The 12,456-nt window shown below is 44.1% G+C and carries 10 protein-coding genes; 4 read left to right on the plus strand and 6 right to left on the minus strand.

Going from position 1 to position 12,456, the window contains the following annotated elements; translation table 11 throughout:
* Positions 1 to 62: 62 nt before the first annotated feature.
* The 3 genes from L1077_RS03890 to L1077_RS03900 all read right to left on the minus strand — a co-directional run bounded on the left by L1077_RS03890 (position 63) and on the right by L1077_RS03900 (position 3,615).
* Positions 63 to 1,943, minus strand: coding sequence for a methyl-accepting chemotaxis protein (locus tag L1077_RS03890; protein WP_237135664.1), 1,881 nt, complete (start codon positions 1,941 to 1,943; stop codon positions 63 to 65).
* A gap of 107 nt (positions 1,944 to 2,050) precedes the next feature.
* Positions 2,051 to 3,097 carry an MJ1255/VC2487 family glycosyltransferase gene (locus L1077_RS03895; protein WP_237135665.1) on the minus strand — a complete coding sequence of 349 codons (1,047 nt, stop codon included), beginning with the start codon at positions 3,095 to 3,097 and terminating at the stop codon, positions 2,051 to 2,053.
* Complete coding sequence (locus L1077_RS03900; protein WP_237135666.1) at positions 3,094 to 3,615, minus strand: phosphatase PAP2 family protein; 522 nt, start codon at positions 3,613 to 3,615, stop codon at positions 3,094 to 3,096. The genes L1077_RS03895 and L1077_RS03900 overlap by 4 nt, the downstream gene beginning before the upstream one ends.
* 160 nt (positions 3,616 to 3,775) lie before the next feature.
* On the opposite strand from L1077_RS03900, the gene rraA reads away from it, so the two are divergent.
* Both rraA and L1077_RS03910 read left to right on the plus strand, forming a co-directional pair.
* Positions 3,776 to 4,279 (plus strand): ribonuclease E activity regulator RraA, encoded by a 504-nt coding sequence (gene rraA / locus L1077_RS03905; RefSeq protein WP_063362804.1) that lies wholly within the window; start codon positions 3,776 to 3,778, stop codon positions 4,277 to 4,279.
* Positions 4,280 to 4,366: 87 nt separating this feature from the next.
* Positions 4,367 to 5,422 (plus strand): formimidoylglutamase, encoded by a 1,056-nt coding sequence (locus tag L1077_RS03910; RefSeq protein ID WP_237135667.1) that lies wholly within the window; start codon positions 4,367 to 4,369, stop codon positions 5,420 to 5,422.
* Here the strand turns inward: L1077_RS03910 and L1077_RS03915 are convergent.
* Complete coding sequence (locus tag L1077_RS03915; RefSeq protein WP_237135668.1) at positions 5,419 to 7,197, minus strand: GGDEF domain-containing phosphodiesterase; 1,779 nt, start codon at positions 7,195 to 7,197, stop codon at positions 5,419 to 5,421. The two genes, L1077_RS03910 and L1077_RS03915, sit on opposite strands and share 4 nt — an antisense overlap.
* An 86-nt stretch (positions 7,198 to 7,283) precedes the next feature.
* On the minus strand, positions 7,284 to 8,465 hold the full coding sequence (hutI, locus tag L1077_RS03920; RefSeq protein WP_237135713.1) for an imidazolonepropionase: 1,182 nt from the start codon (positions 8,463 to 8,465) through the stop codon (positions 7,284 to 7,286).
* A 154-nt stretch (positions 8,466 to 8,619) separates the two neighbouring features.
* Between hutI and hutC the strand changes: the two genes are divergently transcribed.
* Positions 8,620 to 9,330: a histidine utilization repressor gene (gene hutC, locus L1077_RS03925; protein WP_237135669.1), complete on the plus strand. Its 711-nt coding sequence runs from the start codon at positions 8,620 to 8,622 to the stop codon at positions 9,328 to 9,330.
* 11 nt (positions 9,331 to 9,341) lie between these two features.
* Here the strand turns inward: hutC and L1077_RS03930 are convergent, their stop codons facing one another.
* Positions 9,342 to 10,106 (minus strand): NAD-dependent epimerase/dehydratase family protein, encoded by a 765-nt coding sequence (locus L1077_RS03930; RefSeq protein WP_237135670.1) that lies wholly within the window; start codon positions 10,104 to 10,106, stop codon positions 9,342 to 9,344.
* Positions 10,107 to 10,360: 254 nt separating this feature from the next.
* On the opposite strand from L1077_RS03930, the gene L1077_RS03935 reads away from it, so the two are divergent.
* Positions 10,361 to 12,391: a methyl-accepting chemotaxis protein gene (locus L1077_RS03935; RefSeq protein ID WP_237135671.1), complete on the plus strand. Its 2,031-nt coding sequence runs from the start codon at positions 10,361 to 10,363 to the stop codon at positions 12,389 to 12,391.
* The last annotated feature ends 65 nt before the right edge of the window (positions 12,392 to 12,456 follow it).

Consider the following 12,456-nt stretch of genomic DNA (forward strand, 5'->3'; position numbering starts at 1 on the left):
AAAACTTTAAAGACTGTCAGAGATAGGTGATGCGCCTAAATCCACTTTAGGCGCTCGCGAGGTTATACTTTATATTTGTCGATGGCGTCATGCAGTGCGCGCGCCTGTTCAGATAGCTCTTCACTGCTTTGGGCATTCGAAGCAGCATGCTCAGAAGCACCCTGTGCGATGTCTCTTATCTTCACCACGTTCTTATTCACTTCTGATGCGACCAGATTTTGCTCATCAATTGCCGTCGCAATATGCGTGCTCATATCCATGATGTTTTGTACATCTTCAGTAATAAGCCCTAACAACTCACCGGCACGCTCGGCTTGCTCAACACTTTCATTACTCTGCCCACGACACTCTTCCATAATGCTTACGACATCTTGAGTACGCTGTTGTAGTGTTGAAATAATGCTTTCAATTTCTTGCGTTGAGTCTTGGGTACGCTGCGCAAGTGATCTTACTTCATCTGCCACCACGGCAAAGCCTCGACCTTGTTCTCCAGCACGTGCCGCTTCAATTGCCGCATTGAGTGCCAATAAATTTGTTTGCTCTGCAATACCGCGAATAACATCCAATACGGAGCCAATGGTTTCACCATCTCTCTCTAGCTGACCAACCACTTCCGATGCTCCACTAAGCGAATGAGATAACGCCATTATATGGTCAATGGTTGAGGTTACTTCACTGCGCCCTTGCTGGGCATTATTATTGGTCGACTCTGCTTTTTGCGCCGCAGCTTCCGTGTTATGTGAGATATCTTGAATGGTGGCCTGCATTTGCGTCGCAGCAGTTGCTACCATATCCGCTTCGTGAAGCTGCTCATTCATACCTGCACTGGTTTGCGCCGTTGTTGCAGATAAATGCTCTGTCGCATCATTGATAGTCACTAAAGCACGGTTTACATCAGAAATTAGGTTTTTAAAGTCTTCGATTAAGCTATTGAAGTCACGCGTCATAATGGTAATTTCATCATTGCCACTTTGGTCTATCAATATACCTAGATTATTCTCACGTCGAATACGCTCAATAGTTTGATATACACGCTCCACCGGACGAATAATAGAACGGCTCGTCGACCACACTAAAATCATGACGATTGCAGCAGCGACAACGAAAATAAGGATAGCAGCCGTTGTAGCAAACTCAGCATTATCAGCGATTTCTTGTTTAGTTTGCTCAACAATGGCAACAACAACTGCATCACTTTCTTTGACCACTTTGCGCATATCACCCAGTGCACCACTGTTCAAATCCACCCCAAGCTCAACTTGTGCGTCAATCAGCCCTTTAAACTTCGTTTGATATACACCCAGTAATCTAATTAGCTCCTGCTGATAGGCCCTATCGTGACTAGATTCTCTGATTTGAGATTCGAAAGTGTCTATATGTTTATTGAATTTTCCTAGATACTTAGTATCTAATCGCAGCATAAAATCTTTTTCAGCGCGCCTTAGCTGTAACATGGTCGTCAAAAGCTTATAGTCTTCTTTTTGCTTTAATAATGTCTCGACTCCATGTACTGCTTTTCTCAGCTCGCCGTACAGGGCATCTTTTGGATGCAGGCCAATGGTCTTTTGTAACTCAACAACGCGATTAAATTCTTTATGATATTGCGTCACCAATCCCTCAAACTGATCAAGCTGCCCTAAATCAATATTAAAGTCGATGAACACAGATTCAAGCTTGGCTTTTTTCTCTTTAAGTAAACGATATTCTTTTTCGTATTTATCCAATGCTGCTACATCTTTGTAAAACAAAAAGTTTTTTTCATGCTTGCGCATGGATAACTCATGAACATCCAGTTCTTCTGCATATTGAATAGTCTCATTCAATTGGCGCATTGTATTAGCTTCAGTGATGATCACCGCTAACATCACCAGTAATGCCACACCAACAACAACAGCATTGAGTTGCAAACGCCTTTTAATGGTTAGATTTTCAAGTAGAGCCATACAGTTACCTAATTATTACAGAACCTGCAATACAGTATAGCCAAACTCATCATGCGCCGAAATCGAATCTACATGTTTAAGCAAAAATATTTCAAAGAATTTACATATTATGCAACTTTGTTCCTGTTATATAGGATCGGCTGCCATAAACTATCGTGTAAACTCCCGTAATCTTGCCATTGACCCTTAGCTAACCACTTAGCTAAGGGAGTGGCATCAGACGGAAAATCAATTATTTGGCCTTCTGGATGTTCAAGCCACTCGCCTAAGGCTTCCGAATTTAGATAATTCATCACTTCCGCTAATCCAAGAGATTGCAACGTCATCGCATTACTCAACTGCTCAAATTGTCCCTGCAATGGTTTTAATAGCAATTTTTTACCGAACTTGAGCGCTTCACTAGATAACTCAAAACCTGCATTGGCAACCACACCCGATGCACTGGCTAAATCATCTAAAAACCTTGTACGTGAAGGGGCGCGTAAATGGATATGATTTAATGATTTGTCTGTTGCATCAGGGTGATAACAGTAAAACTCTCTATCGGGAAAGTCACAAAGTAATTCAACGATGCTATTTAAGTCTTCAAACGGTAAATATACCAATACTTTATTAGCGATAGATGCCCTATGACAGCCATGGTATGAAATAAAAGGTGGCAGAATATTCTTCGCAAAAGGCTGCCAGTGCACACCTAAATGTACGTTAGCAGGCGCAAACCAGCGGATCAACGCTCGCTCCATATACCCTGCGCCAAATAAGGGCACCTCAGGAGACAAAAAAGCAGCCTGATGACTCATCGCCACCACAGGCACTTTGGCTAATTTGGCTGCCCACGCAGACACGGGCTCAAAATCATTAAAAACCAAATCGTACTGTTTAATATCCAGTTGCCTTACATCACGAACGAATGTCATGGGTCTGAGCTGTTTTGCCGTTTCACGATAATTTAATTTGCCGTTTTTTGTGACAAAACTTAAGCCTCGACGCACCTGAAATTGGCCAAATACGTCCATGTCAAAGTAATTACTTTCATCTCGCCCAGAAAATAAATAGTCAACATCAATACCGAGTTTAGTAAAACACTCAGCCATCACACGGGCGCGTGTAATATGACCATTACCAGTCCCCTGGATCCCATATAGTATTCTCATAAATCTCCTAACATACCAATGGCCAACATGGCGCATCCAGTGCCCATCAACGCCCCAAGTATGACATCTATTGGATAGTGCACCCCGACCAAAACCCGAGACAGAGAGACACCCGCTGCCCAGACACACAATGGAATAGTGAGCACAGGGTAGACTTCCATCAAACACGTTGCGTATAGCCAAGCACCGGCACTGTGTCCTGACGGCATACTAAATTTATCACTCGGTGTAAGCATGGCTTTGACTGCCAAGCAATCACAAGGCCTCACTCTGGCAAAGTATTTTTTCAATAAAAAATACAAAGGCCGCTCTATGGTAAATGCGAGCAATACTGTCTGCACAAAAGTATTGCCAACCTTGCCCATAAAATAGGCATTTAATAACGCTAAAATGACATACAGCCCGCCATTGCCACTTTTAGATAGCATTAACATCAACCAGTTAAACCACTTGCGCCGTTTTGGCTTATACAGCGCAAAATATAAGGCTGTATCTAGTTTAATTATTTGTGCTTTCATCTTAGTTGCTTACATTTGTTCACAATTTCAGCTTAGAAGAGCTTAATAACAATAACGCGACATTTTTGTGACACAATTATGTAAGTTGATTCAAAGCATTGCGCAGCTTCTTAATGGGAGTATACTGACAACAGTTTAGCCATTCTCTGAGGATACTATGATGGATTACAGCACGTCTGATCTATGTGATCACTTCGCCGACGCCGTTGACGTACTTGAGCCAATGTTTATTAACTTTGGTGGCCAGCACGCTTTTTGTGGTCGAATTAAAACGGTTAAGTGTTTCGAAAACAATGAAATGATAGCTGAGGTACTGCAACAAGATGGAACTGGGCAAGTATTATTGATTGATGGGGGGGGGTCAACACGCCGCGCATTAATCGATATTGATCTTGCTGAATTGGCCTTAGAGAACAACTGGCAAGGCATTGTTGTATATGGTGCAGTCCGTCATGTAGAAGAGCTAGAAGAGTGTGAAATCGGTATACAAGCCATTGCATCCATTCCTGTTGGGGCAGATAGCGAAGGTGCTGGAGTACAAGGTATCCCTGTTAACTTTGCTGGCGTATCTTTCTTTGATGACGACTTTCTTTATGCTGACTCAACAGGCATTGTTATCTCTGCCGAAGAGCTCTTACTCGAAGTAGACGAAGACGACGCTTAACTTCAACTTTGTCCATCATCAAAAGGGGGCCTATTTAGTGCACCCTTTTGGCGCTTTAACTTAACCTGCTTTAACACTCGAAATACCATGACTGCACACAATTGGATTAAGATTTACAACGAATCAAATATCAACCACTACACCGCAACTAGGGAGAATGAAACGCGATTTTGGCAATCACTGTCTTTTTTAAAGTCACAATCTCCTCTACCAGAAGCCTTAAAAGATGCCTCAGAGTTTGGCATTAAATATGTACTGGTCGCCGTCAACGAAGATATCGGTCCTCGCGGCAATTGTGGTAATGGCGGTGCAACGGATGGCTGGCAGGCATTTTTAAAACGCTTCCTAAATTTACCATGTAATCAATTCCTTACGCCTAACAATGTCTTATTACTCGGCGAAATCATAACCCATGACTTGCAAACCCAAAGCGGATCAGCAGATAACGCCACACCTGATGGCCTAGCTCAATTAAGAGCGCTTTGCGAAACGCTAGATGAACGAGTGAGCGCAGTCCTTCGAGCCATTTTTGATGCAGGCCTAGAGCCTATTTTAATTGGCGGCGGCCACAACAACAGCTACGGCTTACTCAAAGCGTTATTCACCAGCTCACAAGGCTCATGCCAAGCAATTAACTTCGACCCGCATGCCGATTTTAGAGCCATTGAAGGTAGGCACTCAGGTAACGGATTTAGCTATGCATACCAAGCAGGATACCTTGCAGACTACCATGTCGTAGGCATGCATGAGCAAAAAAACAATGACACCATCATCGCATCACTGCAAAAAGCTGGATTTACTTACACCACATACCAAGACATTCTAGTGACTCGGGAAACCTCATTAACGGATGCAATAAAGGTCGCAACAAGTCGCTTCAAACAAAGCTTACCTTTAGGGATTGAAGTAGACGTCGACGCGATTTCAGGTATGCCGGTCAGTGCTTACACCAACTGTGGATTCAGCGTGAATGATGCAGAACACTTTGTTTATCAAAGCGCCAAGCAAGCAAACACACGATATTTACACCTATGTGAAGCCGCCCCAAAAAATCACCCTCAAGGTGAGCAACAAGGCATTATTGAAGCGGGGCAAGTGCTATCAGGACTGGTCTGCAGCTATCTCAAAGCACGACAAAGCTAATTGGTATCGAAGGTGCTGGGTTTGTCCTCTACAGGGTGCTCCCAGCGCCATTGCTTCAGCCAACTGATCATCCCTATACTACTCAAAGGACGAGTGAATAAATAACCTTGCGCTGCGAACGCATTTAAGTTTTGCACGAACTGCAGTTGCTCCTGTGACTCAACGCCTTCGCAGATCACCTTACACTCTTGGACATTTTGCATTTCGACAATGCCTCGCACAACAGCTTTAAAATTCCCTTGGTTTTGATTTGGCGTCGTTAATGAGCGTCCAAGTTTCACGTAATCCACTTCTAATTTGGGTAATTTTGCCAACAGTAAAGGCGATTCGCCGAAGCCGTCCACACACAACCTCACGCCCATCGTGCGTAGCCTCGCCACCATGGCAACGCCTTGTTGATCTAGTGTGGTAAACATTTGCGATGGACACTCAATGATAATATCGCTTGGCATTAATTGGTGTTCCACTAAGATCCTATCGACAAACTCGATAAACTCTTCATGTAGCATTTCAGGGCCAAATAAATTGATGCCTAGTGGCATCTGGATCCCTTCAACTCGCAGTGCCAGCGCAATTTCAGCAGCACGCTCAATCACATACTGTGCTAAGGGAAGCGCAAGCCCCGCAATACGAATATCCTCAATAAACTTACTCGCCGCTAATATCCCCTGCTTAGGGTGCTGCCACCGCAAGAGTAGTTCTACATACTCAATATCACCATCACCGTTTCGCACTACAGGTTGAAAATATAATTCCAACTCATTTTTGAAATCAATATGGGCCAACTCTGCTAGCCTTGCTTGCTGCTCAAGGCGGTCTATTTGCATTTTTTGCTGGTACGGGGCGATGGTGTTGTCTGGACTACTATCCAATGCCAAAAACACACAGGTCAATAAATCATCAAATTGACCAAGCTCTTCGTCGCAATTGACATAACTCGCTCTGGCACTGACTTCTATTATGCAGTTACCAACATTAAATGGCTTGAGCGTGCTTTCAATAATTTCCGCACATAAATGCTCATGGAGATGCTGCTGATGTGCCAAGCTGCATACAAATACAAAATGCAAGCCGCCTAAATGCGCTAAACGCTCTACGTCATTGCCCATGGTAATAGGCATAACGTCGTGACTTTGCAGATGCTGCTTCATGCGATTTGCTGATTGCGCAAGTAACAAATCCCCAAACTCTCGACCAAGATGAAAATTAACCTGCTGGAAACCTTCCAGTCTCACCATCACCAACATGGCTGTACCTGCCTCTCTGGCACGATATTCATTGAATGCCTCTCGAATGCCAGCGCGATCGGGCAATCCTAAGATATCTGTATTGGCCACATTATTGGGCTCAATAGGTGCACTATCATGGCTTTGACGCGCATCAATAAAGAGTTCACTGATGAAAATGGGGAAAAGAGCAAACACAACATAGATACTAGAGGAGTGCCACCAAAAATGGCTTACTGTTAACAAAGTTGCTGCAATCGCGCATAAGGCACAGATCACAATATGTCTTCCCTGCCCGATTCGGTCGCTTTGCCATATGTTTACTAACAATACAAACACAAGGAAATAAAGCGTGCCATCCCCCACCGCAGCCAGCACACCTAATCCGCCCGATCCAAGCAAGGCGAGCAGTATTCGATTGATAGCGAAATAAGAGCGAGCAATCGCCACCAAGCTCAAACTCACCACAATACCGGCGAAAAATGCCACTGACAGAGGTGAGTTTAAAAGGTGACTTGTGGAAAAGTCGGCTAGCGTTGTTGCACTCAATACGGGGAATACCCAGCATATGTTCGATATAAAAATAAGCGAATTTAACAACAAAAATCTAGCCATCACACGACCACTACAGACCATTAATATTGAATAAGTCTACCCGATATCCACAGATTTAACAGATCGTTTACGCCAAACTGATAACTTAATTCTGATGGATGCTGAATTTGCCACATCGCAATATCCGCTTTTGCACCCACTTTAAGCACACCTTTATCAGATAAACCCAATGCTTTCGCCGCATGTCTCGTCACACCTAATAACGACTCTTCTGGTGTCATTTTAAATAATGTGCATGCCATATTCAGCATTAAACGAAGCGAGCATAACGGTGCGGTACCTGGATTAAAATCACTGGCAATGGCAATCGGTACTTTATGCTCACGCAATAAATCAATTGGCGGATGCTGAGTTTCTCTTAGGAAGTAAAACGCGCCCGGTAAAATCACCGCAACCGTGCCCGATTTGGCCATAGCCATCACACCGTGCTCATCTAAGTACTCGATATGATCTGCCGATAACCCACCAAACTCAGCGACCAGCTCACTGCCATGCTGATTAGATAGCTGCTCTGCATGGCATTTCACTTTCAAACCTAATTCAGTTGCACGTTCAAACACACGCTTTGTTTGCGCATGACTAAAGCCCACGTTTTCGCAAAATACATCAACCGCATCCGCGAGGCCACGCTGTGCCACTAAAGGCAACATTTCGTCACAGACTAGGTCAATATAGCCATCGCTATTGCCTTTAAACTCAGGAGGTAAGGCGTGCGCCCCCAAAAACGTACTTTGAATTTGGATAGGGTGATGTTCATCCAAGATTTGGTTTACTTCGAGTAATTTCAGCTCACTTTCAGTATCAAGACCATAACCCGATTTGCTTTCAACCGTAGTTACCCCCTCCTTTAACAAGGCATTTAAGCGCGACTTAGCAACTACGAATAAATCTTCTTTTGAGGCCTGACGCGTTGCTTTCACAGTTGTTGCAATACCACCGCCCTGCTCTGCGATTTGCTGATAAGATACACCATTCAAACGCTGCTCAAATTCTTGTGCTCGAGAGCCTGCAAATAATATATGAGTGTGGCAATCAATCAGACCCGGCGTCAGCCACGCCCCTTTTGCAGATGTCACTGGGGTCGCTAATGCGTCAAACTCTGGCATTTCAGATGTTTTACCAAGCCAAATTATCGTATCGCCTTTTAACATGATCGCCGCATTTTCAATTACGCCATATGCGCCTGCGATCTGCTCATCCATTGTGGCAATATTTGCATCAGTTATTACTAAATCTACTTCAATCACTGTCTACACTCAGTTGGAGAAAATTAATACAAGTTTAGCAAGAATACTTGTATATACAAGATGACTATGCCACCTTTATGACTAACCTTTTATTACACGGTAGCAGACAGTGACTGAACAACCTAAATTTGCACAGATCAAACAGTATATTATTGAGCAGATCCGCGCTGGGGTGTGGCTAGAGCACCAACGAGTTCCCTCTGAAAATGAGCTATCCGATCAATTTAAGGTAAGCCGCATGACGGCGCGACGCGCACTGAGTGAACTCACAGAGGTGGGCATACTTACTCGCAGTCAAGGATTGGGCACGTTTGTCGCCAGTTTTAAATCTCAGTCATCACTGTTGGAAATACGCAATATCGCTGATGAAGTTGCACAGCGCGGTGGTGACTACACCTGTGTGGTATTATCGCTAGAATCCATCTTTGCAATTGCGCCAATAGCCATAGCACTTGGGGTTGAAATTGACAGTCAGGTATATCGTAGTGTGATAGTCCATCACGAAAATGACGAACCACTGCAAGTAGAAGAGCGCTTTGTTAATCCGGCATTGGCACCTGAGTACTTACAGCAAGACTTTACCGCATTGACGCCGCACGAATACCTAACGCAAGTTGCGCCACTGACCGAAGCTAGACATACTGTTGAAGCAGTAATGCCCAACGAGGAAGTGTGCCAATGGCTGAATATGTTTAATGAAGAACCTTGCTTGCAAGTCATTCGACGAACTTGGTCGTCTCAAGGTATCGTCAGTTTTGCTCGACTGATCTCTCCGGGCAGTAAGTACCGCCTCGGAGGTCACCTCACATTCAAAAAATAAAACGCTGCAGCTTAAATATCGTGACGATACTCAAAGCCCAATTCCGTGATTAGCGTACCATCAATTACCCTTGCCACAGTCTCGTCACTGGCAAAGCTGGGAGGCTCACTACCATACTGCATGCAGTGCTGTTGATAATAATCCTGTTTAGTCGGATGAGCAGGGTGACATATATTGTAGACAGGCTTTGCTGAGTGCCAACTGGATATGATGCGCAGCAGTCCATTGACCACATCTTGCTGATCTACCATATTAACCAGCGCGTGTGAGGAACTTGATAAGTGTTTACCTGCAATAAACCTGCCCGGCTCTCTGCTTGGACCGACCAAACCAGCTAAACGCACGACTTTACCATGTTGTTCAAGAACCATGTGCTCTGCAGTTTGCAATATCTGCTGACGTGTGGTGTCTTTTGGCGCCAGTGGCGATTGCTCATCAAAATGACCCGAGTCAGTACCATACACCGCGGTTGAAGAGCATAGTAAAAAGCCTCGACACTTTAACGAGGCTGCGGTTTCCAGCGCCAAACGCAATGTTTCTAGGTACAAGGTTTCACTTTGACGCATGCGTGGTGGTATAGCACACACCCAATACGCCTCATCAAGTGTAATAGAATGATGAAGTACTGAGTCAGTCACGCAAAATGCTTTGATGTCTTCGTCTACATGCGCTTCTCGGCGTGTCGCTTGAACCTGCCAACCGCTCGCTTTTGCATCTCGAACTAACGCGCTACCGAGCCAACCCGCACCTAAAACGACTAACTTATTATTCATCATATTTTCTTAATTTTACCTAAATCAGGTCATAATGTTAGTACAGCATAATAAAAAATACCATCAACATTTCCTCAGCTTTTGGTTATAAATTAGCTACTGCAATATGATGATTCTTTACTATTTTTTTATTTTTTTAGGAACGATATGATGAAACCACTTATCTCATCTTGCACGTACCTCGCCCAAATTTGCTAGATATATCAAATGAGATATGGTTTATTACGTTAGCGCTGTCCCAATAAAAAGAATACGTCATGTTTGAAAACTTATCTCTTCGTAAAAAAATTCTCATACTGATCGGTGGCACAATTTCGGTGTTATTGATGCTGGCTTCCACTTATTTTGTTAATCATATCGCAACAATCTCACGTCAAGGTATTGAACGTGAAGCACAGAGTTATATCTACTCTGAAAAACTATCTATGGAGTCATTTTTCGCTCAATACGGCAAAGTGGTCGAAACCTTTGTCACCAACCCCCATAACATCAATTGGTTTGATAGCTACTCAGTTAGAGAGCAAAGCCTAGCTGGTGACAAAGGCTATGATGAAGTCAACGAGGACTTTCAGCGTATCAGTAAAAGCGATGAAAACATTTTGTCTGCATTTATGGCGTCAGCACGCACTGGTGAGTATTTTAAAGAAAACGAACGTACTTCAAACTTCTCTGATGGACGACCTTATTACGCATACAAACGTCCATGGTGGCAAGACGCGCTGAATCACGGCAAGCTATACGTTGGTGCTCTATCTGTAGATATCAATACAGGTGATGTGTCTGCCGTTGTTCAGCAGCCAGTTTATAATAAACAAGGCGAGCTGGTCGCTGTCGGTGGTGTCGATCTGCAAATAAACAAAATCAATGCCATGGTTGAAGAGATCCAATTTGATGGTGAGGGCTACGGCTTCTTACTCGATAATGAACTCAAAGTAGTTCATTTATCAAAGCGCACTGGGCACAACCTGTCGACAACGGATGCAGGACCTCGCGGTAAAGAAGGCTTAGCAGGTCTTGAACAGCAATTTCAAGATACCAGTGGCTTTACCGAACTCACCCGTTTAATTGATCGCCAAGACGCTGGTAACGCCACCGTGACATTACAAGGTCAAGAATATTATGTTGTGTTCAACAGCGTAAAACTGGATACGCCAGTACTTGATTGGCATGTAGGTATTCTTATTCCAGTGAGTCTAATTGAAGAACCTGTAAATGAAGCGGTAATGAGCACTGTGACAGCTGTGATCGTCATTTTATCAATTATTGTCGCCATGATTTTACTTGCTGCACAGATGATCACACGTCCTATCATTACTTTAACAGACACTATGCGTGATATTGCTTCAGGTGAAGGTGACTTAACTCGTCGCATCAATATTGAGAGTCAAGATGAAGTGGGGCAGCTAGCTATGCACATGAACACCTTCATCGATAAGTTACGTGCCATGATGATCGATACAGCCGCGCAAGCAGAACAACTTAGCGGTGCCTCAGCTCAGCTACGTGATGTCTCAAATAACACCAATGATGAAATCCAGCAAGAAAAAGAGCAAGTAGACAGCGTATCCGCAGCCGTCACGGAAATGGCTGCAACGGTAACCGAGATATCTCGCAATGCCCATGAAACAAATCGCGCATCTGATTTAGTGCAGAGTATGACCAACGATGGTGCTCAGCGCTCCAGTCAGGCTCAAGAAGTGATGACGGAGCTTGCCAGCCACATTGGTGAAGCAGCTAAGGTGGTTGCAGGCTTAGAGCAAGAGACTAGCAATATCGGCGCGGTCATTGACGTTATCAATGGCATTGCCGAGCAGACAAACTTGCTGGCTTTAAATGCAGCAATTGAAGCGGCTCGTGCTGGCGAGCAAGGGCGTGGATTTGCGGTTGTTGCGGACGAGGTAAGAAGCCTTGCAAGTCGTACTCAAGAGTCAACAGATGATATTCGTAATATGATTTCGCGATTGCAGCAAATTGCACAGCAAGCGTCAACCATGATGCAGCAAGGCCAGGAGCGTGCGCAAAGCTCAGTAGAGCAAACTCAAGAAGTCTTAGATGCATTGCGTAATATCACCGAGTCGGTTAACACGGTACAAGATCAGAGTCACCAAATCGCGACTTCTACAGAAGAGCAAACTGTGGTGGCAGAAGACATTAATAATAGCCTGAACGCGATTAATGACTTAGTTAATAGCACGGCAAATCATGCTCACCTACTGGCTGATGAAGCTAGAGACTTAAATGATTTGGCCAAAGCCCTCAACGCGACGGTCAATCAGTTTAAGCTTTAACCGTTTTAAGTACGGTGCATAAAATGCGCCGTACTTGCCCACCTTAAAATTTTTTCAAGTTAACG

Origin of the sequence: Pseudoalteromonas luteoviolacea (assembly GCF_021654285.1) — a bacterium.
Taxonomy (GTDB): domain Bacteria; phylum Pseudomonadota; class Gammaproteobacteria; order Enterobacterales; family Alteromonadaceae; genus Pseudoalteromonas; species Pseudoalteromonas luteoviolacea_J.

What these genes read in the sequence shown, in the direction of transcription:
- L1077_RS03935 (WP_237135671.1), top strand. Translation starts at nt 10,361, where the DNA reads ATGTTTGAAAACTTATCTCTTCGTAAAAAAATTCTCATACTGATCGGT.
- L1077_RS03900 (WP_237135666.1), bottom strand. Translation starts at nt 3,615, where the DNA reads ATGAAAGCACAAATAATTAAACTAGATACAGCCTTATATTTTGCGCTG.
- L1077_RS03930 (WP_237135670.1), bottom strand. Translation starts at nt 10,106, where the DNA reads ATGATGAATAATAAGTTAGTCGTTTTAGGTGCGGGTTGGCTCGGTAGC.
- L1077_RS03910 (WP_237135667.1), top strand. Translation starts at nt 4,367, where the DNA reads ATGACTGCACACAATTGGATTAAGATTTACAACGAATCAAATATCAAC.
- L1077_RS03890 (WP_237135664.1), bottom strand. Translation starts at nt 1,943, where the DNA reads ATGGCTCTACTTGAAAATCTAACCATTAAAAGGCGTTTGCAACTCAAT.
- rraA (WP_063362804.1), top strand. Translation starts at nt 3,776, where the DNA reads ATGGATTACAGCACGTCTGATCTATGTGATCACTTCGCCGACGCCGTT.
- hutI (WP_237135713.1), bottom strand. Translation starts at nt 8,465, where the DNA reads ATGGATGAGCAGATCGCAGGCGCATATGGCGTAATTGAAAATGCGGCG.
- L1077_RS03895 (WP_237135665.1), bottom strand. Translation starts at nt 3,097, where the DNA reads ATGAGAATACTATATGGGATCCAGGGGACTGGTAATGGTCATATTACA.